This window comes from Halomonas sp. Cn5-12, from assembly GCF_021532545.1.
GTDB classification, from domain to species: Bacteria; Pseudomonadota; Gammaproteobacteria; order Pseudomonadales; family Halomonadaceae; genus Vreelandella; species Vreelandella aquamarina.
This window is the reverse complement of the sequence record NZ_JAKGAY010000005.1, coordinates 107726-129216: the sequence shown is the minus strand read 5'-3', so window position 1 is coordinate 129216 and position 21491 is coordinate 107726. Positions and strand designations below refer to the sequence as shown.

Annotated in this window: 24 protein-coding genes and 1 pseudogene; 15 read left to right on the top strand and 10 right to left on the bottom strand. The window is 56.8% G+C overall.

Annotation, left to right across the window (positions count from 1 at the left end):
* Nucleotides 1–160: 160 nt before the first annotated feature.
* From L1249_RS04955 to L1249_RS04940, 4 genes are all read left to right on the top strand, one after another.
* A complete protein-coding gene (locus L1249_RS04955) occupies nucleotides 161–1180 on the top strand; it encodes a lipid A deacylase LpxR family protein (protein ID WP_137093227.1) in 1020 nt (339 codons plus the stop codon).
* Between the two features lie 107 nt (nucleotides 1181–1287).
* Nucleotides 1288–1806 (top strand): DUF421 domain-containing protein, encoded by a 519-nt coding sequence (locus L1249_RS04950; protein ID WP_062359331.1) that lies wholly within the window; start codon nucleotides 1288–1290, stop codon nucleotides 1804–1806.
* An 84-nt stretch (nucleotides 1807–1890) separates the two neighbouring features.
* Complete coding sequence (locus tag L1249_RS04945; protein ID WP_044627911.1) at nucleotides 1891–2208, top strand: DUF6693 family protein; 318 nt, start codon at nucleotides 1891–1893, stop codon at nucleotides 2206–2208.
* A gap of 210 nt (nucleotides 2209–2418) precedes the next feature.
* The gene (locus L1249_RS04940; RefSeq protein ID WP_137093225.1) at nucleotides 2419–4518 is read left to right on the top strand and encodes a TonB-dependent siderophore receptor; all 2100 of its coding nucleotides are present in this window, start codon (nucleotides 2419–2421) and stop codon (nucleotides 4516–4518) included.
* 76 nt (nucleotides 4519–4594) lie between these two features.
* Here the strand turns inward: L1249_RS04940 and L1249_RS04935 are convergent, their stop codons facing one another.
* The 3 genes from L1249_RS04935 to L1249_RS04925 all read right to left on the bottom strand — a co-directional run bounded on the left by L1249_RS04935 (nucleotide 4595) and on the right by L1249_RS04925 (nucleotide 6459).
* Entirely contained in the window at nucleotides 4595–4825 is a 231-nt protein-coding gene (locus L1249_RS04935; RefSeq protein WP_044627909.1) for a DUF2798 domain-containing protein, read from the bottom strand.
* Between the two features lie 23 nt (nucleotides 4826–4848).
* Complete coding sequence (gene yghU, locus L1249_RS04930; RefSeq protein ID WP_044627952.1) at nucleotides 4849–5709, bottom strand: glutathione-dependent disulfide-bond oxidoreductase; 861 nt, start codon at nucleotides 5707–5709, stop codon at nucleotides 4849–4851.
* Nucleotides 5710–6009: 300 nt separating this feature from the next.
* Nucleotides 6010–6459, bottom strand: coding sequence for a MarR family winged helix-turn-helix transcriptional regulator (locus L1249_RS04925; RefSeq protein ID WP_044627908.1), 450 nt, complete (start codon nucleotides 6457–6459; stop codon nucleotides 6010–6012).
* Nucleotides 6460–6705: 246 nt separating this feature from the next.
* Here L1249_RS04925 and L1249_RS04920 point away from each other — a divergent pair, with 246 nt between their 5' ends.
* The 6 genes from L1249_RS04920 (at nucleotide 6706) to L1249_RS04895 (ending at nucleotide 12320) form a co-directional block, all read left to right on the top strand.
* Nucleotides 6706–7779, top strand: a complete 1074-nt coding sequence (locus tag L1249_RS04920) for a TRAP transporter substrate-binding protein (RefSeq protein ID WP_044627907.1) — start codon at nucleotides 6706–6708, stop codon at nucleotides 7777–7779.
* A gap of 71 nt (nucleotides 7780–7850) precedes the next feature.
* On the top strand, nucleotides 7851–8477 hold the full coding sequence (locus L1249_RS04915; RefSeq protein ID WP_172416004.1) for a TRAP transporter small permease: 627 nt from the start codon (nucleotides 7851–7853) through the stop codon (nucleotides 8475–8477).
* Between the two features lie 5 nt (nucleotides 8478–8482).
* On the top strand, nucleotides 8483–9763 hold the full coding sequence (locus L1249_RS04910) for a TRAP transporter large permease (protein ID WP_044627905.1): 1281 nt from the start codon (nucleotides 8483–8485) through the stop codon (nucleotides 9761–9763).
* Between the two features lie 57 nt (nucleotides 9764–9820).
* Entirely contained in the window at nucleotides 9821–10321 is a 501-nt protein-coding gene (locus L1249_RS04905) for a gluconokinase (RefSeq protein WP_062359353.1), read from the top strand.
* Between the two features lie 79 nt (nucleotides 10322–10400).
* Nucleotides 10401–11396 (top strand): gluconate operon transcriptional repressor GntR, encoded by a 996-nt coding sequence (gene gntR / locus L1249_RS04900; RefSeq protein WP_062359352.1) that lies wholly within the window; start codon nucleotides 10401–10403, stop codon nucleotides 11394–11396.
* A gap of 87 nt (nucleotides 11397–11483) precedes the next feature.
* The gene (locus L1249_RS04895) at nucleotides 11484–12320 is read left to right on the top strand and encodes an MOSC domain-containing protein (RefSeq protein ID WP_062359328.1); all 837 of its coding nucleotides are present in this window, start codon (nucleotides 11484–11486) and stop codon (nucleotides 12318–12320) included.
* Here L1249_RS04895 and L1249_RS04890 read toward each other — a convergent pair.
* On the bottom strand, nucleotides 12280–12492 hold the full coding sequence (locus tag L1249_RS04890) for an EamA family transporter (RefSeq protein WP_228168536.1): 213 nt from the start codon (nucleotides 12490–12492) through the stop codon (nucleotides 12280–12282). The two genes, L1249_RS04895 and L1249_RS04890, sit on opposite strands and share 41 nt — an antisense overlap.
* A 183-nt stretch (nucleotides 12493–12675) precedes the next feature.
* On the opposite strand from L1249_RS04890, the gene L1249_RS04885 reads away from it, so the two are divergent.
* Nucleotides 12676–13098 (top strand): OsmC family protein, encoded by a 423-nt coding sequence (locus L1249_RS04885; protein WP_044627904.1) that lies wholly within the window; start codon nucleotides 12676–12678, stop codon nucleotides 13096–13098.
* Nucleotides 13099–13453: 355 nt separating this feature from the next.
* Complete coding sequence (locus L1249_RS04880; protein WP_044627903.1) at nucleotides 13454–14419, top strand: L,D-transpeptidase family protein; 966 nt, start codon at nucleotides 13454–13456, stop codon at nucleotides 14417–14419.
* 7 nt (nucleotides 14420–14426) lie between these two features.
* On the opposite strand, the gene L1249_RS04875 is transcribed toward L1249_RS04880, so the two are convergent.
* The 4 genes from L1249_RS04875 to L1249_RS04860 are packed head-to-tail and all read right to left on the bottom strand — an operon-like array spanning nucleotide 14427 to nucleotide 17961.
* The gene (locus L1249_RS04875) at nucleotides 14427–15092 is read right to left on the bottom strand and encodes a response regulator transcription factor (RefSeq protein ID WP_044627902.1); all 666 of its coding nucleotides are present in this window, start codon (nucleotides 15090–15092) and stop codon (nucleotides 14427–14429) included.
* Nucleotides 15092–16621, bottom strand: coding sequence for a PAS domain-containing sensor histidine kinase (locus L1249_RS04870; protein WP_044627901.1), 1530 nt, complete (start codon nucleotides 16619–16621; stop codon nucleotides 15092–15094). The genes L1249_RS04875 and L1249_RS04870 overlap by 1 nt, the downstream gene beginning before the upstream one ends.
* A 3-nt stretch (nucleotides 16622–16624) precedes the next feature.
* The gene (locus tag L1249_RS04865) at nucleotides 16625–17293 is read right to left on the bottom strand and encodes a 2OG-Fe(II) oxygenase (RefSeq protein WP_044627900.1); all 669 of its coding nucleotides are present in this window, start codon (nucleotides 17291–17293) and stop codon (nucleotides 16625–16627) included.
* Nucleotides 17290–17961: a CoA pyrophosphatase gene (locus L1249_RS04860; protein ID WP_228168530.1), complete on the bottom strand. Its 672-nt coding sequence runs from the start codon at nucleotides 17959–17961 to the stop codon at nucleotides 17290–17292. Before L1249_RS04860 ends, L1249_RS04865 begins: the two co-directional genes overlap by 4 nt.
* A 93-nt stretch (nucleotides 17962–18054) precedes the next feature.
* Between L1249_RS04860 and L1249_RS04855 the strand changes: the two genes are divergently transcribed.
* The gene (locus tag L1249_RS04855; protein WP_044627898.1) at nucleotides 18055–18612 is read left to right on the top strand and encodes an NUDIX hydrolase; all 558 of its coding nucleotides are present in this window, start codon (nucleotides 18055–18057) and stop codon (nucleotides 18610–18612) included.
* A gap of 6 nt (nucleotides 18613–18618) precedes the next feature.
* On the opposite strand, the gene L1249_RS04850 is transcribed toward L1249_RS04855, so the two are convergent.
* A complete protein-coding gene (locus L1249_RS04850) occupies nucleotides 18619–18930 on the bottom strand; it encodes an NGG1p interacting factor 3 protein, NIF3 (RefSeq protein ID WP_044627897.1) in 312 nt (103 codons plus the stop codon).
* 127 nt (nucleotides 18931–19057) lie between these two features.
* On the opposite strand from L1249_RS04850, the gene L1249_RS04845 reads away from it, so the two are divergent.
* Nucleotides 19058–19402 carry a sigma factor-like helix-turn-helix DNA-binding protein gene (locus L1249_RS04845; RefSeq protein WP_052509898.1) on the top strand — a complete coding sequence of 115 codons (345 nt, stop codon included), beginning with the start codon at nucleotides 19058–19060 and terminating at the stop codon, nucleotides 19400–19402.
* A gap of 200 nt (nucleotides 19403–19602) precedes the next feature.
* Here L1249_RS04845 and cynS read toward each other — a convergent pair whose 3' ends face one another.
* A complete protein-coding gene (gene cynS / locus L1249_RS04840) occupies nucleotides 19603–20043 on the bottom strand; it encodes a cyanase (RefSeq protein WP_044627896.1) in 441 nt (146 codons plus the stop codon).
* A 174-nt stretch (nucleotides 20044–20217) separates the two neighbouring features.
* Between cynS and L1249_RS04835 the strand changes: the two are divergent.
* Nucleotides 20218–21470: pseudogene (locus L1249_RS04835) on the top strand (IS256 family transposase).
* Nucleotides 21471–21491: the final 21 nt, after the last annotated feature.

The following is a 21491-nucleotide window of genomic DNA, read 5'->3' as shown; positions in this document are numbered from 1 at the left end:
TAACAAGGAAGTACCTCAGGGTGGGTAGGCATTGCGTGTGACATGCATAACAGAAAGTAGCTTGCTATCTATTTGCATGATTACATACAATCAACAATGTTTGCCCCTCCCCCGAGTATGTTTTGTCTACCTGCCCAGCTCTCAACTCTAGGAATGAGCTATGACGCCGTCTGTTTACTATCGCAAAACCCAAGCCCCGGCAGCTTTTTTATGTAAAGCCGTGCTGCTGTTTGTACTACCGTTCAGCCTGCTGCCCGCTATCGCGTCCGCCGACGATAGTGCGCTTTCCATTAAGCATGCAAACGATGGACTTGCCAGCAGTGATGATGGCCACTTTACCAGTGGCTTCGAGTTGAATTGGATGTTTACCCCCGAACCACAAAGCTGGCCCCAGCGTTTAGCGGCTGCGTTGCCGGATAGTATCATCAGTCAAGCTGATCGCGCCTCCTACCGCCTAGTGCATCAAATTTATACGCCTAATGTGATTGAGCGCCGCGAGCTGATTGAGGATGACCGCCCTTACGCGGGGTTAGTGTATGGCGGTGTGTCGCTTTATGAAGATAAGCCGATGGGCCGTTGGCAGCAGGCCACCGACCTGCATTTGGATGTTGGCTTGGTAGGCCCTTCCTCCCAGGCGGATAGCATTCAGCGGGAGGTTCACCGTGTTACCGATAGTGACCGGCCGCGCGGTTGGCAAAACCAATTGGGCGATGAGGCAATCGTCAACCTGACCATGCGCCGCCAGTGGTGGTATGACACGCCTCTGGCAAGTAAACAGTTTTCCCACGGCCCCGGTGTCGGGATGGCGCTTGGCAACCTGTATACCTATGCCAGCGCTGGTTACAGCGTTCGTTGGGGCGACGATGCCCAGGGTATTCCTACGTTAACGCCTAATCCTGGCAGCCGCCATCAGCTAAATGGCAGCAGTGGCTGGCAGTGGTACCTGTTCGCAAACGTGGAGGGATATTACATGGCACAGAACCTGACGCTGGATGGCAACACCTTTAGAAATAGTCACTCAGTAGACCGTAACGAGTGGGTGGCTGATGTTTCTACCGGGCTGGCATTGGCTTGGGAAGAGTGGCAGGTAACCTTCGCAGCCGTGCAGCGCACCCGCGAGTTCGATGGCCAGGATGAACAGGATAAATTTGGTGCGTTGACGCTTACCAAGCAATTTTAATTTTTGATGAAGCCTAAATCCAGCGGATAGCATCGCACCCAGGCACTATGGTTGCTACCTTGGGTGGTGGAAGGCATCTGTCTTTCGTCACTCAGGGGTGAGCGCCAATGGAAATGGTCTTTTTTAGCGGTTGGGAAAGTTTGGCCCGTACCCTGGTGGTGGGGTTACTTGCCTACACGGTGCTGATCGTGTTTTTACGTATCTCGGGTAATCGCACGCTATCCAAAATGAACGCCTTTGATCTTATTGTGACCGTGGCTTTGGGTTCTACGCTTGCCACCGTACTGCTATCGAAAGACGTGGCGTTGGCAGAGGGTGCGCTGGCACTAGGGCTGTTGATTTCCCTGCAGTTCATCATTACGTGGCTGAGCGTGCGTGTCAGCTGGGTAAAGCGGCTCGTCACGGGGGAACCGATACTGCTGCTGTATGACGGGGAGTTATTGCAAGCGTCGCTAAGGAAGGCGAGGGTAACGCAGGATGAAGTGCGTTCTGCCGTACGCAGCAGCGGGCTTTTACGTTTAGAGGCTGCTCAGGCGGTGGTGCTGGAAACCGACGGTTCGCTAAGTGTGGTAAAGCGCGGGGAAGGAAAAGGTGAATCCAGCTTAGCAGGGGTGGGCGGCCCTTAAAGCGCAGGCTTCACCTGCTGGCCGTTCACGGGCAGCGAGCACAGTGGTAATCTTCGCCCCTTTCTTAACGCGTAAGGGCGACCTGTGAACATTAAAGCTGACCTCTCGATTCTAGATATTATTGGCCACCTGCTCATCTGGGTGTTGCTCACCATTATTACCTTTGGCATTGCGCTGTTTTTCTTTCCTTACTCCTTCGCTCGCTTCGTGATCAACCGCACCAGCGTGGTGGATAACGCAACCGGCGTAGAGCGGAAAATGGTTTGCGATATCAATATCTTCAGCAATGTTGGCCATATTATTCTGTGGATGGTGATCTCATTTCTGACCCTGGGGCTTGGCTATATTTTCTACTTTTACCGGGTGTGGAACTACGCGTTGAATAACTCTCGCCTGCAGTAATGTCAGCCCCCTCGCAAGCGAAGAGCCCCTTGCACTGCCTGCCGACCTTCGGCAGGCAGTTATTTTTTGAGAAATATTTGCATTAACGCATCTTCCTGTCCGACTCAACTCACCTTTCGCCTCCGTTGACATCCTTTGTATAGCCTCCTATATTTTCGCGAATAAAAATTACTATCATTAACATTAATATTCGCTCTGGGATCTTTCACGATGAAACCTGTACCTACCTTTCGCCTGCGCACGCTGAGCGTCGCGGTTGCCTTAGCCTCGGCTGCTGCTGTGCCGGTAGTTTATGCACAAGAGAGCAGCGTCAATCTTGAAACCGTTGAAGTCACCGCTGAATCGGCGGGTCTTTACGGATACAGCGATGCTGAGCGTGAGCCGTCTGTAGGCAAGTTGGATGTGCCGCTGGCCGAGCAGCCCTACTCCATGTCAGTGATTGACCAAGAATTTATTCAGGATAGCGGTGCCAAAAACATTCAGGATGCGCTGCTGTATACCCCCGGCGTGTATGCGGGCAACTTTGGATTCGACACTCGTGGCGACAGCGCTAAAGTGCGCGGGCTAGATGCAGGCCGCTATTTGGATGGTTTGCGCCAAGTGTATGGCTCCTACAACACCGTGCGCACCAACGTCTACGCGCTGGAGAGTGTGGAGGTGTTACGCGGGCCATCTTCCATGCTGTATGGCCAAGCTGATTTGGGCGGCATCATCAACGGCGTCTCTAAACTACCCCAAGAGGAGCGCAGCGGTGAGGTTTGGGCGCAGTACGGCTCCTACGACCGCAAGCAGCTGGCGTTGGACGTGACCGGGGCGGCCGATGAAGAGGGCGAGTTTCTTTATCGCCTCGTGGCGTTAACCCGTGACAGCGACACCCAGGTGGATCATGTGGAAGATGATGGCTATCTGTTTGCACCGTCGTTTACATGGCGCCCAAGCGACGCCACCAACATTACGCTGCTACTGAACCGCCAGGAAAACAAAGGCCAGGTATCGGCGCAGTTCCTTCCCCAGGCAGGCACGTTAGCGCCGGGTTCATTAGGCTTTATTGGCTCTGAGCGATTTGTTGGCGAGCCGGGTTGGGACCGCTACGACCGGGAAAAGACCGAAACAACGCTGTTTGTCGATCACCAGCTCAACGACAGCTGGGCGTTTGCTGCCACCGCCCGCTATACCGATTCCAGCACGGAAACCCGCGAGCACTGGATCGATATTCCCAGCGTCCCCGATGCTGAGGGTAACGTCAACCGCACCATCTTCACTGCAGATGCCGAAACACGCATTCTCAATATGGATGCGCGCCTGGAAGGCGAGTTTGCGCTCGGCAATACCCAACATACGCTGGTGGCGGGTATTGACCGTCAGGACGCTCGCTGGTCTCAGGATAACTATAGTTCGGTGGCCAGTGGTGGCGGGCAGTTCAACGTCTATAACCCTCAGTATGGCAATCTTCAGCTGGATTCGCTGAACCCCACTGACCGCCCGGATAATGAGATTGAACAAGTCGGCGTGTATCTGGCGGATCATATCGAAGTAGGCCCTGTGGTCGTCTCAGCGGGCCTGCGCCGTGACTGGGCAGAGAACCGCACGCTGGCGCTATCTGGCCCAGATACGGTCAGTGATGAAGGTGAGACCACCGGCCGGCTGGGGCTGATGTACCGCTTTGATAACGGCTTCTCACCCTATGTCAGCTACTCCGAAGCGTTCGCCATGAACCTGGGTAACGACGGCACAGCTAACCCAAGCCCCTTGAAGCCCACCACCGGCGACCAGGAGGAGATTGGCTTTAAGTACGTATCTCCAGATCAATCCCTGGCCGTGAGCGCGGCCTACTTTGATATTACTCAGCAAAACCGCATTAGCGACGGCGTTACTCCAGGCGGCGTCGAGCAAGTGGGTGCCGTGGTCGATGGCTGGGAGCTACAGGTAAATAAGCGCTGGCAGCAGTTTGAAACCCAAGTCGCGTATACCAACTTGAACGCCACTAACGACGGTACCGGTATTCGCTTGCCGTATGTGGCTGAAGAGCAGGCTTCCTGGTGGAACCGCCTGTATGTTGGTAATAACTGGCGTATTGGGGCGGGCGTTCGTTATGTCGGCGACAACGTTGGCTCTGGCGGCGCGCCGGTAGTGCCTTCCAGCACGCTGTATGATGCGATGGTGGGTTACACCCTGGGTGAGTGGGACTTCTCCGTAGACTTGAAAAACGCCACTGATGAAGAGTATGTCTCCTGGTGCCGCTATGACGGCGGTGACTGTGGCTACGGCGACCGTCGCAGCGTTACGGCCAACGTGCGCTATCAGTTTTAACGCATCATGATATAACAAACGGGGCCTGCGATGAGCAGGCCCCGTTTGGTTAATGGGACTCAATGCGTGAGCGGCGTTAGTGCGGCTGCTTGACCAGTGGCTTCACCAAACGCCGCACGATTGGGGCGACCAAGTTGATCACCGGCAGCGCGACGGCAAAGGCAAACAGCCACGCCTTGAGCCAAATCACTACAATCCCTTCCACAAGCCCCACGTTATACAGCGTGATCACCAGCGACATAATGCATGACATAAACAGTGCCATCAGGCATGAAAATATCAGCTGGGCGTATTTCGGATCGAACATCGTACGTTTTCCTAATACGCGAATTAACGCTTATCTTCGGTTTTTTCAGTAAAGTCACTGGCGTCGTGGCGCTCGTGAAGCTGCTCGCTGGGCTCTCCCCAAGTGCGGTTCACCATGCGGCCCCGCTGCACCGCAGGGCGGGCATCAATCTCTTCGGTCCAGCGCAGCACGTTGGTGTAGGTGTGTGCCTCGAGGAACTCAGCAGCCTCATACACGCGGTTTTTCACCAGCGCGCCGTACCAGGGGTGAATCGCTATATCGGCAATGGTGTACTCATCGCCTGCCATAAAGCGGTTGTCGGCCAAGTGACGATCCAGTACGTCTAGCTGACGTTTGACTTCCATGGTGTAGCGGTCAATCGGGTACTGGTGCTTCTCTGGCGCGTAGGCGTAGAAGTGACCAAAGCCGCCGCCCAGTATGGGAGCGCTGCCCATTTGCCAGAACAGCCAAGAGAGGCACTCGGTGCGTTTGGCCGGGTCTGTAGGCAGAAATTCACCGAATTTCTCGGCGAGATAGAGCAAAATAGCCCCTGACTCAAACACCCGTTGGGGCGGGTTCATACTGTGATCCACCAGCACCGGGATCTTGGAGTTAGGGTTAGCCTCAACGAAGCCGCTGCCAAACTGGTCGCCTTCGCCGATTTGAATCAGGTGCGCATCGTACTCGGCTGCCTCAATACCTTTTTCCAGCAGCTCTTCTAGCATTACCGTGACTTTCACACCGTTGGGCGTGGCGAGGGAGTAGAGCTGTAGCGGATGTTTGCCTACCGGCAGCGCTTTATCATGGGTGGCGCCCGCTACCGGACGATTGATGTTTGCAAACTTACCGCCGTTGCCCGGCTCCCATTTCCATACGCTCGGTGGTGTATAGGTCGTATCGGTCATCATAGCCTCGCTGTTCATCAGGTAAGAAAAAAACAGTGCAATCGCCTAGCCTAGCTTACTGAGTTATCCCTACTTTATGGGGACGTAACCTTCACGGCCACCCGTGGCATGAGCATGTGCGCGGTAAGCAATCGTTTCAATCGACATTGAGTCTCTCCTGTTTATGGGGCTCAGTCGTTATGGTTGGATAGTGACTGGTACATCAGGTTAATTACGCATTCGCTATTAATTTAGTGCGGCTTTATTTTGTGCGCAAGCTAGATGATCAGAAAGTTTGTAGTGCCACGGACGAGAGTCGCACTACTTGGCTTTTTGCAGGCTATCGCGCAGTTGAACCAAATCCTCTTTCAACTGCGTTAAGGCCTCCATAGACTTCTCGCTGGCATTCACCATACAACTGGGAATATGACGCGCCTGCTCGCGCAGGGAACGGCCTTTATCGGTCAGAAATAGCTCCACCACGCGCTCATCTTGCACGCTACGCTGGCGGCGCAATAGCTGGTCGGCTTCTAAACGCTTTAGGAGAGGAGTCAGCGAGCCAGGGTCTGTCAGTAAGCGCTTACTGAGCGTCCCTACAGTAATGCCATCTTCTTGCCAAAGTACCAGCATGACTAGGTATTGCGGGTAAGTAAGCCCTAACTTTTTCAAAAGCGGTTTATAAACTTTTGTCATCATCAACGATGTTGAATAGAGGGCGAAGCAGAGCTGATGGTCTAGCTCTAGTTCGCTGCAAGTGTCTAACGCAGGCATGTGGACTCCAGGACAGGATGCATATCGGGTAATGTAGCGCGCTAGGCGGTGAGTGGCTATCCCTAGACGTTGGTCGTAAGTTGGCAGTTTTGCTTTGACACCCAGCCGAATGGTCACTAGCCTTCGCTTATTGGATGTTACCGGTAACACTACGGCGTAACAGGCGCGATAGCACGGCAGCGTTCATAACCGCTTAGCAATTAGCAGTTCAGCACTCAACAACAATGAATGTTTGGAGATAACGTCATGACAGCGATTTGGCGCAACACGCTTACCTTAGTTGGTGCAACCACCCTTACTTTTGGCATGGCGCATGCCCAAAGCCCCGAGCTTTCCGACCCGCCGGCCATTGAAGGGGATGTCGTGGCGGACCACGGTAGCCATACGCTTCGCATGGGCATTGGCCTTTCTGAAACCTCTCCGCAGTTTCTCTCTAGCCAATACTTTGGCGAGATTCTAGAGCAGCGTACCGAAGGCCGTATCACGGTCAACGTGTTCCCCAACAGCCAGTTGGGCGACGATGTTCAGATGATGGAAATGCTGCAGACCGGCACGCTGGATATGACGTACCCATCTAGCTCCGCAACCACAGGCTATGTGCAAGCGCTGTCGGCGTTCGACCTACCGTTCCTGCTGCCCAGCCGTGAAGCCGCCATTGCAGTGATGCAGAGTGACGTTGCTCAAGAAATGCTGGATGGCTTTGAAGGCACTGGCTTAAAGGCGCTCACTTTCTCTGAAAACGGCTACCGCCAGCTCTCTAACAGCGCGCGCCCCGTTGAAACGCCAGAAGATGTCGCAGGCCAGGATGTTCGCGGTTTGAGCGTACGTACCATGCAGAACCCGGTGCACCTGGCGATTTGGGAAGCATTAGGTGCTAACCCCACGCCGATGGCGTTTGGTGAGCTGTTCTCTGCCCTAGAGCAGGGCGTGGTCGATGGCCAGGAAAACCCCTGGAGCACCATCCTGACCTCTAACTTCAACGAAGTTCAGGATTACGGCACCGAAACCCGCCACGTCTACACACCGTTCATCATGATGCTTTCCGAGCGTACCTGGGACCGTATGGCACCCGAGTACCAAGAGCTGGTGCTGGAAGCCGCGCGTCAATCCGCCGAGTACGAAATTCAACTCTCTGCTGAGTATGACGACTGGTCCCGTGAGCAGTTAGAAGCCCGCGGTATGCAGATCACTCGCTTGAGCGATGAGCAACTGGCCGCGTTCCAAGACGCCGTGCAGCCCGTTTATGAAGAGTGGGCGCCGCGCATTGGCGAAGATCTGATCGCTGAAATTCAACAGATCGTTGAAGATGCTAGCAACTAATACGCACCATTAAGCGCGCCATCGGGCAGGCCATTGTGCCTGCCCGACTTGTCAGTGCCCCTGGAGTTCTTATGACATCCTCCTCAACACCTCCCAACGCTGAATCCTCTTTGAGAGCGCCTACGATTGAAGATCCGTCGGTCTATTTAGACGACCCCAATCGCAAGCTGCTGGAAATTGATACTGAAACGCGTCAAGGCCCCGCGCTGTTTCGCTGGTTAACGCTTGGCATGGAGTATTTGATCGGCGCCATTTTAGTGGCGCTGATTGTGGCGGTGTCCAGCAATGTGGTGGGCCGTTCGCTATTTAACCACTCGCTGCCCTGGGTCGATGAGCTGGCGCGCATGCTGTTTATTTGGCTGGTATTTATTGGTGCGGCCGCTGCGTTTGCTCGCTATGAGCATATTGCTGTGGACGCACTGGTGCGGCGTTTGCCGCTACGTCTAGCGCATATGCTCTACTGCCTGCAGCACTTGATTATTACTGGCCTGATGTTGGTCATGGTATTTGGCGGCTATCAAGTGCTGTCACGCTCCAGCGGTCGCTCGGCCATCATGGGCGTGCCGCTCAGCCTTGTGAGTCTTTCCCTCGTGCTATGCGTTGCCTTCATTGCCGCCGTGTCACTGTGGCGGGTATGGATGAGCGTGCGCGTGATTGTTCAACCACACGGCCAGTCGGCTGAATCGCAAGGGGAGTGATCACCATGCTGTGGATTTTCCTAGCTATTTTATTAGTATCGATTGTGATCGGCTTGCCCATCGCGTTTGGTTTGGGGGTGGCTGCGCTGGTCATGGCGGTACTCTCTGATATTCCGCTCTCTATTATGATCGAGCAGTCCATCCGTGGGGTGAACAGTTTTCCGCTGCTGGCCATTCCGTTCTTTATTCTAGTCGGTGAAGTAATGAGTAACGGCGGCATTGCACGCCGTTTGATGGAGCTTGCCGGTGCGCTGGTCGGTTTTATGCGTGGCGGCCTTGGCCAGGTAGCGATTACTGGCTCCATGTTCTTTGGCGGCATTAGTGGCTCGGCGGTGGCCGATACGGCGGCCACTGGCTCCATGATGATTCCTTCCATGAAGCAGCAGGGCTATACCGCGGCCAACGCCACGGCCATCAATACGGTCTCATCGGTGATCGGGATTATTATTCCGCCTTCTATTCCGCTGATTCTGTACGGCATCGTCACTGAAACCTCCATCAGCCGCCTGTTCATTTCCGGTATTGTGCCTGGGCTACTGATTGGCGCTGCCCTGATGGTCACCACCTATATTCTGGCCAATAAGCAGGGAGGCGGCGTGCGCCAGTTCCGCTGGGACGTGCTGTGGAAAGCCTTTAAAGACGCCTGGCTGGCCCTGGTGTTACCGGTGATTGTCATTGGCGGTATTATTGGCGGCGTGTTCACCGCCACAGAAGCGGCGGTCGCGGCACTGCTTTACTCGCTGGCGATTTCACTGCTGGTTTACCGCGAGTTCAAGCTCAGCGAACTCATGGGCATGCTGATTCGTACCGCCAGGCTGACCGGGATGGTAATGATGCTGTTGGCCTTTGCCACCGTTATTGCGTGGTTCTTGACCATCAATATGGTTCCGCAAACGTTGGTACGTCAGGTACAGGCGATTACCCAGGAGCCGTTCCTTCTGCTGCTGATTGTGGCGGCACTGTTGCTGCTGGTGGGCTTTGTAATGGACCTCACGCCGGCCATGGTGATCATGGCGCCGATGCTGGCACCTATCGTCACATCGGTCGGCGTGGATGCCGCTTACTTTGGCGTACTTATGGCCTTCATTCTGGGGATTGGGCTACTCACGCCGCCGGTGGGCACCTGTCTTTACGTGGGCTGTGGCGTGGGTAAAGTCTCCATGGAGTCTTTGGTCAAGGCCATGTTGCCTTATTATGCCGCGCTGCTTGTGGTGCTGGTGCTGCTCATCGCCTTCCCAAGCATCGTGACTTGGTTGCCCGACCTCACCGCCGTGCGCGGTAACTGATAGGAGCCGCGTGTGACGACTGATTCAAATCATAACGGCTCATATCGCATTCTCGTCATGGGGGTGTCAGGTTCGGGGAAGTCGCATATTGGTCAGCAGCTAGCGGCCAGTATGGAAGCCACCTTTATTGATGGCGATGACCACCACTCGCCAGCCAACGTAGCCAAGATGGCCAGCGGTACACCGCTGAACGACGATGACCGTCGCGACTGGCTAGCAACCCTGGCTGGGCTATTTGCCGAGTATAAGGCGCGGGGTGAGTCGGTGGTGATTGCCTGCTCTGGCCTGAAGCGGCGCTACCGCGACCGCCTGAGAGAGGGGGATAGCGCGCTGCGTATTCTTTACCTAGAAGGCACGCATGGGCTGCTGCGCGAGCGCTTAGAAACTCGTGCCGGGCACTTCTTTAAGGGCGACAGTATGTTAGCCAGCCAGCTAGCCGACCTAGAACCACCGGCAGCAGATGAGGCGGTGACGCTCTCCATCAGCCTAACACCGGCGGTGATCGTCGAGCGTTTTAGCGCCACGCTGGTGCCCGAACAGCGCCGCTCATTAGGCTAAAGGAAGGGATAGGCGGCGGGCTCTACTATTCGTTATGGTAGGGTTCGAGCGCCATCCATTGTACAAGGCAGCGACGCCATTGAAGAAAAAACGCCCTACATTACAAGATATTGCTGATCGCGTTGGTGCCACCAAGATGACCGTTAGCCGCTGTTTACGCGACCCGGAAACGGTATCGGAAGGGCTTCGAGAGCGCATCTTCGGCATCGCCGAGCAGCTTGGTTATATACCCAATCGCGCCCCGGATCTGCTCTCCCGCGCGACCAGTCACTCGATAGGCGTACTGGTCCCCTCGTTGACCAACCAAGTATTTGCCGACGTCATCGTGGGGATCGAAGCCCATACCGAACCGGCAGGCTATCACTTGATGCTCTCCCACTACGGCTATAGTCAGGAGCTCGAGGAGCGCAGCCTTGCCTCGCTACTGTCGTATAATGTAGATGGGGTGATTCTCTCTGACCATGATCACACGCCGCGCAGCCTGCGTATGTTAGAAACCGCTGGCATTCCCATTGTGGAGATTATGGATACCCACCGCCCGCCGCTGCAGCAGGCAGTGGGCTACGATAACGTCCGTGCCGCCTATGATATGGTGAGTGAGATGATGCGCCGTGGTCGCCGCCAAGTTATCTACTTGGCCGTGCGTTTGGATGAACGTACCCGCCAGCGTGAGCTGGGCTATCGTCAAGCCATGGAAGAGCATGGGCTACCCCCCGTAACGCTGCAGAGTAGCCAGCGCTCCTCCTATACCGTGGGGGCTGCGTTGATGCAGGAAATTCAGCGTAACTACCCCGAAACAGACGCTATTTTTTGTACCAATGACGACGTGGCCGTGGGCGCTTACTTCGAGTGTCTACGCCAAGGCATCGGTGTGCCCGAACACATAGCGATTGCCGGGTTTCACGGCCACGATGTTGGTCAGGCAATGACGCCCCGCCTTGCCAGCGTTGTCACGCCCCGTAAGGCGATTGGCGAAGCCGCCGCAAAGGCCCTGCTGGCGCGGATCCGTGGCGAAGCGCTGGAGCAGAAAGTGGTGGATTTGGGGTATCGTATCGAAGCGGGTAAAACGCTATAGCGTCCATCCTAAAAACTGTTTGGCTGCTTACGATAACCTCGTTAGGTTAGCGTTTTATCCTGTTACGCCCGAGCGTGCGAGGCCGCTGTGAAGATTACCCAATTAACGGTTTATCCGGTGAAATCCCTGCAGGGGATTGATGTGTCCCAAAGCGAGATCCATGCCCATGGCCTCGCTTGGGATCGCCGTTGGATGCTGGTGGATGCCCAGCAGCGTTTTGTCACCCAGCGCCAGCTACCTGCGCTGGCCACGATCTCCGTGGCGTTGACCTCCGATGCTCTGGTGCTCTCTCACCCCACCGTCGAGCCAATTTCCATTTCACTGGAAGAGCCCAAGGGCAACTTGCGGCTGGTATCGGTGTGGAGTGATCACTGCAAAGCGCTGCCGGAGAGCGAGGCAGTGTCCGAGTGGCTAGAGGCGGCATTGGGTGAACCGGCCAAGGGTGTGAGTCTGGTGCGTTTCGCCACTACCTTTACACGGGCGGTGGAGGACGATTTTCTGGCCGGTGGCGAGGCGCACACCTACTTTGCCGATGGTTATCCCTTTTTGATCACTACTACCGGTTCGCTGGATGCGTTGAACAACGCGCTGGTGGCGGGCGGCAATACACCGGTGCCCATGAATCGGTTTCGGCCCAATATCGTGGTGGATTGCGACGAGGCTTGGCAAGAGGATGGTTGGGCGACGATCGAGAGCGGCAGCTATCAGCTCACCCTGCGCAAACCCTGCCAGCGCTGCAAAATCACCACCGTCGACCAGCAGACCGGCACGATTCCTACTCAAGCCGAGCCACTGAAAACGCTGCTGGCACTGAATACCCAACCCCACTTGAAGGGCGCGCACTTTGGCCAAAACGCCACGTTGACGGCGGGGGAAGGTGGCGTCATTCGTGTGGGGGAAGTGGTCTCCGTAACGCCCCGCTAGGCCTAAAGCGTAGCATTTTCGTGGCAATGGCAGTGCCCAGTAGGGTAATCACCATGCCAGCAATGACCTGTAGGCTCAGCGTTTCCTCCAGCAGCACATAGCCCCACAGCAGGGCGCTAACGGGGACGAGAAACGTCACCGTCGAGGCCGCCGTTGCGCCCGCGCTTGCCAGTAAGCCAAGCCAGCGAATCCTTTTTATTGTCCGCAGTGAGCGCCAGCAGTTTTATCGTCGGGGTTTAGAGGTTTCGACAGCCACATAGAATCACTGCTCAGAATCAGCTACGCTGAATGAGCACCGAACGTAACCCTGCGTTCATCCTGCGAGAAGCACACTACCCTAGGAAAGGAGAACAGAATGGATAGTAAAGCAAGCGCACATTGGGAAGGTGGTTTGAAAGATGGCCAAGGCAAAGTCGCCACGGAAAGCGGCGTACTGGATGCAGGTTACTCCTTCAAGCAGCGTTTCGAAGGCGAGCCCGGCACCAACCCAGAAGAGTTGATCGGCGCCGCACACGCCAGCTGTTTCTCGATGGCCCTATCGATGATCCTTGGTGAGAAAGGCTACACCGCCGACGCCATCGATACCCAGGCAAAAGTCACGCTGTCGCAAAGCGATGCCGGTTTTGATATCTCCAGCATTCACCTGGACGTGGAAGCCAGCGTGAGCGGTGCCGACGACGCTGCTTTTCAGGAAGCCGCCGAAACCGCCAAGGCCAACTGTCCAGTATCTAAAGTCCTCAAGGCCGATATCACGATGTCTGCCAAGTTGAAAGGCTAATATCTGGCACTGCCTTAGGGCAGCGCTTGGTAGCGTGTTGTATACCGTTGTCGCCACTCACATACGAGAAGGGCCTTGCCGAATGGCAAGGCCCTTTTTGCGAGCAATGGCTGCTATGTACTCGTTAAAGTACTGCTTAGCTCTGTGTCGCGCATCTCGTTAGCGTTGTCTTCGCTATTGTTCATCTCGGTGTCGAGCTCGGTGCGAAGATCATCGTTATCAAGAAAATGCTAGATAAAGGTTAAACGGCTGCGACAGTCTGGCGAATTGACCCGCTGCCTATGGCTGTGCATATTCATTTTCATCGTCATCAAGATCGCCGTAGAGCGATAGCGACATAGAGAGAGATTTTCCAATGACCCTGACAGACCCTTCATGGCTGTTTCAGCCATTGAAACAGCGCTTGGCTGGCGGTGTTGTGGCATTAGGCGCTTGGCTGATGACAGCCAGCGCGATCGCCAACGATACTGAGCTGCCGAAAGGCCATTTTTTACTGCCCGAGTCGGGCAATATGGTGGGCGAAGTGTATACCGTCACTGCGAGTGAAGAGGACACGCTGCTGGATATTGCCCGAGCGCATAACGTGGGCTACGAAGAGATCCGCATGGCTAACCCGGACGTGAGTCTGTGGGTGCCTGGCGAAGGCACCGAGGTCACCATTCCGGGGCAGTTCATCCTTCCTGACGAGCCTCGCACTGGTATCGTGATCAACGTTGCCGAGCTGCGCATGTATTACTACCCCGAGGCCGAAGATGGCCATGCTCCCCGTGTCGAAACCTATCCCATCGGCATTGGCCGCGATGCCTACAATACGCCGTTGGGTATCACCGAAACCACCATGCGCTTGGAAAATCCGGCATGGTACCCGCCTGAGTCGATCCGCCGCGAGGCCGCCGAGCGTGGTGACCCGCCGCCTGCGGTCGTACCGCCTGGACCGGATAACCCGCTGGGTCAATATGCCATTTTGTTGGATATTCCCGGTTATCTGATTCATGGCACCAATCAACCTGACGGGATTGGTATGCGCGCCAGTCGCGGCTGTATTCGCATGCACCCCGAGGATATTGAGTCAGTCTTCTGGCGTGTGCCAGTGGGCACCCAAGTGAACATCATCGATGCGCCGATCAAGCTGGGGTGGGGAGCCGACGGCGAGGCCTACATTCAGGCGTTCACGGCGACCGATGAGCAGGCCTTTGGCATGGAAACGCTGTTGAACGTGGTGAGCCTGATCGAAGAGCATAAAGGGGAAGGTCGTGCCAACTACGAGCAGGTGAGCCGCGTGTTGGAAGAAGCCAGCGGCCAGATCGTGCCACTTAGCTAACCAATGTTCACTCGGCATCAGGCGGCAACGCGGGGACCAGCGAGAGCGCTACCGCCTGACGCACTAAGGCGGCCACATTGGCCGCTCCCATCGCCTTCATCGCCCGCAGTCGATACACCTCGACGGTTTTGGCGCTGATGCCCATGTGATCGGCGATTTCACGGCTGGTCATGCCCTCTGCAACATGCTGCACGATGCGCTGCTCTTTGGGGCGCAGGGCGTCGAACTCTGTTTGTAATCGTGCCAGTGCCTGGGTCTGTTGATGCTGCTGTTCGGTATGGCTGAGTGCTTGCTGCACTACATCGATGAGCTGCTGATGATTGAAGGGCTTCTCGATAAAGTCGAATGCGCCGTTCTTCAATGCTGCCACCGCCATGGGAACGTCGCCGTGACCGGTCATCATGATGAGGGGCAGGCGGCTGCCCTGGTCAACGAGCTGTTGTTGCACCTGAAGACCACTCATACCCGGCATGCGAACGTCCAGCAGTAGCGCGCCAAAGGTTTCGTGCTCCGTGGTTAAAAAGGCGTCACCGCTGGCGAAAGCGCGGGAGGTGAGCCCTACCGATTCCAATAGCCACACCAGCGATTCCCGAAGCGCGTCGTCGTCATCGACCACCGCGATGGCGCTAGTCTTGGGCGAAGAGGTAGTCGTAGGCGCATTAGCCGAGGGCATCAAACGTCGGTCTCCGTGCGTAGAAATACGTCAAAACAGGCACCTTTAGCGCTGTCGGTGCGCAGGGAGAGGGTGCCTCCCATACTTTCCACCAGTGTGCGGCTAATGGCTAGCCCCATGCCAAGCCCTTCATCACGGGTGGTAAAAAAAGCGTTAAAAATCATGGGCTGATACCTCGGGTCGACCCCCGGCCCTTCGTCCTCCACGCTTAGCGTGATTTGTCGCTGGCCGCTTCGCCGTGCGCTGACGCGCACTGTTTTGGCATCAACCACTCGACGGCTGGCAGTCAGCGCATTCAGCAATAAATTAACGATGACCTGTTCCAAGGCAATCGCGTCGCCGTAGATCCGCGGCAGCCCAGCGGGAAGCTCTACCGTTAGACCCACCGCTGCCTGTTGGTACTGCCAGTCGCAGAGCCCGCAGGCGGCTGTCACTACGTCAGCCAACACCAGTGGGCGTACTTGATGGCTACGCTTTCGGACGAAGCTGCGCAGATGCCGCAGACGCTGGGCGAGGCGCTGTACCTGCTCGTCGATGCGCTCTAGAGGTAGTTGAAGCTCGCTGGCGAGGGGCGTGGGTTGCTGCTGGCACTTTAGCAACGCGCCGCTGGTGTAGTTGGCAATGGCGCCTAAGGGTTGATTCAGCTCGTGGGCGATATTGGAGGCAAGTTCGCCTGCGGCAGCTAGCCGGTTAGCGTGGGCAATCTGCTCTTGGTGGCGACGCGCCTGGGCTTCTGCGGCTTTGCGGGCGCTAATATCGCGATTCACCAAGGCAAAGTGACCAGGCTCTGCCCCCCGGCTGCGGTGGGCCAGTACCACACTGAGCACCGGCACGCTGCCGCTTGCGGTGCGCATCTCCAGCTCACCGCTCCATGAGCCGTAACGCTCCACGGCGGGAAATACCACCTCATTTAATAAGCGCAGCGAGTCGGCTTGGTATAGCTCACTGAGTGCAGTAGACGCTTCGTTGGGCAAGGCAAAGCAGCGGCGAGCGGCTTCGTTAGCGCTGAATACCTGCTGGTTTGGCCCTAAAAACAGCACGTAGTCGGTGGTGGATTCGACCACCTGCGCCAAACGCTCGCGAGTGGCTTCAGCCTCAATACGACGTCCAACGTCTCGGGAGACGCACAGGATATCGATCAATTCGCCGGTCTCTGTATCCCGCCGGGTGCGGCTGGTGGTTTCAAACCATACGTAATGGCCCGCTTTGGCGCGGAAACGGTAGGTTTGCTGATAGAAACCGTCGTGGTAGTAAACCCGCGGTGACTTGTTGAGCAGGTCGTTCAAATCCGCTGGGTGAAAAAGCTGATACGCGGAGACGCCGATGAGTTCGTCGGGTTCATAGCCCAGCAGCTCCCGCGCGGCCTGAGAGGCATACAAAAACGTGCCGTCTCGGGCGTGGCGGGAGATCAGGTCGGTGGTGCTCTCGGCCAGCCACTGATAGTGGCGCTTTTCCTCCTCGAGTGCGGCGTTGCGCGCTTCTAAGGTGGCCAATTTTGCTGCTAGGGTTGCCTCTCTCTTATTGCTCATAAATTAGCGGGCAGGATCTAATACGCCGCCCATGGATGCGTTGCGGCGGAACCAGCCCGCAATGCTAGCGCGAGGCTGGCGGGTGGGTAGCACTTCGTGGGGAATGGTTTCCGATAAAAAGCAGGCAAACGTACCGGCTTCGGGCACCACGCGGGCCACTTCCAGGGTTGGGTCGTCCGGGTGATAAATCACCATTTCACCGCCGCCGTCGCTCGGCCAGTCGGGGTTCAAATAGCCGACGGTGGAAATCACGCGGTTGGCCCGCCCGCGAAAGCTGTCCAAGTGGCGCTGGTAGAAGGCTCCGGCAGGGTAGTGAGCAAAGTGGGCTTCGTACTCAAACAGGCCAAGAAATAGCGCTTGGTTGAGAGACTGCTGTAGCTCTGCCATAGCATCCAGGTATCGGCGCTGAGCGTCGCTCTCTCGGTCTAGCCAATGGATAGCATCACCCCGGATATCTTTACGTAAGTGGTGCTGCTGGCCTCGGCCAATGCCAGCCTCATCCAGCGCGTCGTGTTCGGCGAGGTGGTGGATCTCGCGGTGCAGCGCTTGACACAGAGCCGAGTCGATCACCCCTTTCCCCACATACCAACCTTGTTCCACCAGCGCGTCGACCAGCTCCAAATGGGCTTGCGGGTCAAGGGCGGGAGAGTCCAGTTCAGATAAAGCGATCATTTCGTGATTCTCGTAACGGGCGCGCGTTCGGCTTTGGCCGAGCGACTGCTTGTGGGGGTGCGTCGTTCGGGGTAGTGGCGTAGGGCGCCGGGCGGGCGCTGATAAAGGTCAATCTCCATTCCAAAACCCTCGGCCAACAGCTCCACCAACATCATGGCAGATAATCCCCAAATCACGTGACCATCGACGTGATAGCTGGGCACATAGTGGGCGACGCCATCGACGGTAATCACATCGGTATGGGTGCGCTGGTCGTCTAAAAAGTGGCTGAGCGGGACTTCAAAAATAGCGTCCAGCTCCGCTGGGTCTGCCACCAGCGGTAGATCCGGTGGAATAATACCCACCCAGGGCGTCACGCGAATGCCGTGAAGCGAAATCACATCCGACAGTCGCCCGAGCGGTTGCACTTGGCCAGGCGCCAGCGCAATCTCTTCTTCTGCTTCTCTCAAGGCGGTGGCGTATAGGTCGGCATCGTCCGGTTCGCGTTTGCCGCCTGGAAAAGCGACCTGACCTCGGTGGGTCGTCAAGTGGCTGGCCCGGCGTGTGAACAGCAGGGTAGGAGCAGGACGCTCGACGATGGGCATAAGCACGGCCGCCTCCGGCAGCGCTATGTGGTCTAGCCGTTGAGGGGTATGCTGTTGCAGCCGTTTGCGCAGTTTCTCTAACATAGGTGTCTCTTTACTTTGCTCTCTTTTACCCAGCCACGGTGATCATCGTCAAGCACGTTGATGCCTCGACCCACCAGCCGTAGAGAAAACGCGATGAACTTTTGTAGTCAGTGTGGTGAGAAAGTCCGGTTTGCCGTTCCCGAGGGGGACGACCGCCCCCGCTACCTGTGCGACGGCTGCGGCACGATCCACTACCAAAACCCCCGTATCGTGGCGGGTACGCTGCCGGTGAGCGGCTCCAAAGTACTGCTCTGCAAGCGCGCGATCTCCCCTCGAAAAGGGTACTGGACGCTACCGGCGGGGTACATGGAAAACGCTGAGACCACCCAGCAGGCCGCCACGCGGGAAACCTGGGAAGAGGCGTTTGCCGAGGTCACTTTAGGCGGTCTATACACGCTGATTGATCTACCGCATATCAACCAAGTGTATATGATTTTTCTTGCCGACTTGATAGGTGACTTTGGCCCCGGGCCAGAGAGCTTGGAAGTGGAGCTGTTTGAGGAGCACGAGATCCCTTGGAATGCGCTGGCTTTTCCTACCATTGAGCGCACGCTGCGCCACTATTTTGCCGACCGTGAAAACGCTGCGTATCCGCTGCATATCAGCAAAATCACGCCTGAAGATCGCGAGCGCTATGTGGGTAGCGCCTAGCTTGTTCTATAGGTCGGCAAGCTGCCATACGTCGTAGGCGACTTCTTCATAGGGATGCGCCAGTTTGAGCGCGGCAATAGCGGCCTGAATATGCTCGTCGGCGCAGACCAGCTCGACCTTGAACTCCTCAACGGTTTCCAGCTTACCGATCTGACCAATATGTGGCTCTGCACCATCGAGGGGACGAAACTGGCCAGTACCACGCGTTTGAAAGCAGGTGTGTTCGTAATCGCCAATCCGCCCCGCGCCGGTTTCGAATACGGCGTTTTTAACGCTTTCAGCACTTTCAATGGGAACAAAAAACGCGAGCTTATACATAATCAGAGGCCTCCCTTGGGTAATGACGTAACGCTGTACTGCCAATGTTAGCGGATAGCACACTACTGGTCTTGGCGCAGGCTTTGTATGATGAGGTTTTTTTAACGACAAGGCGGCTACCCCCTCCATGGATAAGTTTGAAGTAAAGCTCGACCAAGCAGCCAGGGCCGCCTGGATGTCCTATGTGGGCGGCATGACCCAGGATGAGATTGCCACTCAGCTTGGCGTCTCACGCCCTGGCGTCCAACGCTTACTAGCCCTGGCGCGCCAAGAGGGGTTGGTGAAAGTGCATATCGATCACCCCATTTCCACCTGTATGGCGCTGGGCAGCACGCTGCGTGAGCGTTTTTTATTGCCTGCCCCCGTGGTGGCGGAGTCGCTGGCGGAAAAAGAGGCCATGCTCTCGCAGCGTTTGTTCAAAGCGATTGCCGACGTGGCGAGGTGGTGGACTGCTCGATCACCCGGCGCGTGACTAGCCTGCCGCTTGAACGCTTTGGCAAACATCTGATGCGTACCATGAGGCGTATCGGCGCTACCTGGCGCTGTTGTCGCAGCGTCACTCGCTTTAATACCCATTGCTGCAAATGCCGTTCACTCTATGCACCATAACGTCAGCGCCTGTCTCATCGACAGGCGCTGACGTGGCAGCAGGGCGGGGTGGACCCAGGCGGCTCACCAGGATTTATAAGGCAGGAACTTGCCGTTCAAGGTGAGCAGCACGCGGTCGCCCTTGGGGTCTTCGATTTTGTCCACTTCCATGGTGAAGTCGATGGCGCTCATGATGCCGTCTCCAAATTTTTCTTGCACCACATCTTTCAGTGTCTCGCCGTATACGCCGACCACTTCGTACAGGCGGTAGATGAAGGGGTCTTGGGGGATGGCTTCATCCCACGCCTTTGTTGGGAAGGCCGTGAGCGCGGTGGCCACATCGCTCTCTACTTCTAGAACGTCGCAAAGCTTATGGGCGACATCTGCGCTGGCGCTATTCATGCCGTAACACGCAGAGGCAACCCACACCGGTGACATGCCCACAGCGCTGGCAATGTCGTCCCAACTCATTTTTTTACGGGCTTTGGCAGCCAGCAGGGTATGACGCATTTCGAGCTTATCCATGACGGATCTCCTTGGGAGTGAACTTCACTAGGTTTTCTTGGGGTTCGGTGGCAGGGGATGCCGGGGTTGAATCAGGAGTTAAGCTCAAGTCTGGTGTATGGGGGGAGGTAGGAAGGGTGGCGTATCCTGTTGATTGATCACGACCAGGATCTCAACCAACAGAGTGGATACGCCATGACCGATTCTACCCTCCGGGCTCTTTCACAACCAGAACCTCAGGTCGCTGACCCGCTGCACGAGCTGCTGCGCCAAGGTGCCCGTGACTTGATTGCCAAGGCTGTCGAGGCCGAACTGGCTACCTTCTTGGCGCAGTATGCCGATCAGCGGCTCGACGATGGACGCCAGGCCGTGGTCCGCAACGGGTACCTGCCCGAGCGTACGGTCCAGACTGGCATCGGGGATGTCAGCGTGCAGGTGCCCAAGGTGCGAGACCGCAGCGGTGGAGGCGCTCGCTTTAATAGCAGCCTGCTGCCCCCCTACCTGAAGCGGGCCCGCAGCATCGAGGAGCTGATCCCCAGGCTCTACCTGAAGGGAATCTCCACCGGCGACTACCAGGAAGCCCTGGCGGCGCTGCTGGGCGACCAGGCCAAGGGGTTGTCAGCCAACACGGTGTCGCGGCTCAAGAAGCAGTGGAAAGACGAGCATGCCGAGTGGCGAAAGCGAGACCTGGCCGACCGTCGCTACGTCTACTGGTGGGCCGACGGAGTCTACAGCAACGTACGTCTGGATGACCGCCTGTGCCTGCTGGTGATCATCGGGGTCACCGAGCAGGGCCGCAAGGAGCTGGTGGCCGTCGAGGACGACTTCCGCGAGTCGGCGGACAGCTGGGAGACCCTGCTGACAGGTCTGCGAGAGCGTGGTCTGACCCAGGCTCCCACGCTGGCGGTAGGCGACGGTGCATGGGGTTCTGGGCGGCCTTGAGCAAGATCTACCCAGAGACCGACCATCAGCGCTGCTGGGTCCACAAGACCGCTAACGTGCTGAACAAGCTGCCGAAGCCGGTACAGCCCAAGGTCAAGGCCGACCTCCATGACATCTGGATGGCCGAGACCCGCTTTGATGCGCACAAGGCCTTTGATCGCACGCTGAAGCGCTTCGAGGCCAAGTACCCCAAGGCGATGGCGTGCCTGGCCAAGGATCGAGACGAGCTGCTGGCGTTCTACGACTACCCGGCAGAGCACTGGGTGCATATCCGCACCACCAACCCGATCGAGTCGACCTTCGCCACGGTGCGCCTGCGGAGCAAGCGGAGCCGGAACTGCGGCTCCCGAGCGACGACCCTGGCGATGGTCTTCAAACTGCTCCAGAGCGCCGAGAAGCGCTGGAAGCGCATCAAGGGGTTCAGCAAGCTGGAACTGGTCGTGAACAACGTCCGGTTTCAGGATGGAGAGCAGGTAACCGATCAGTCAGACAGGACTGTCGCCTGACCGCCATCCACCAAGTTTGAC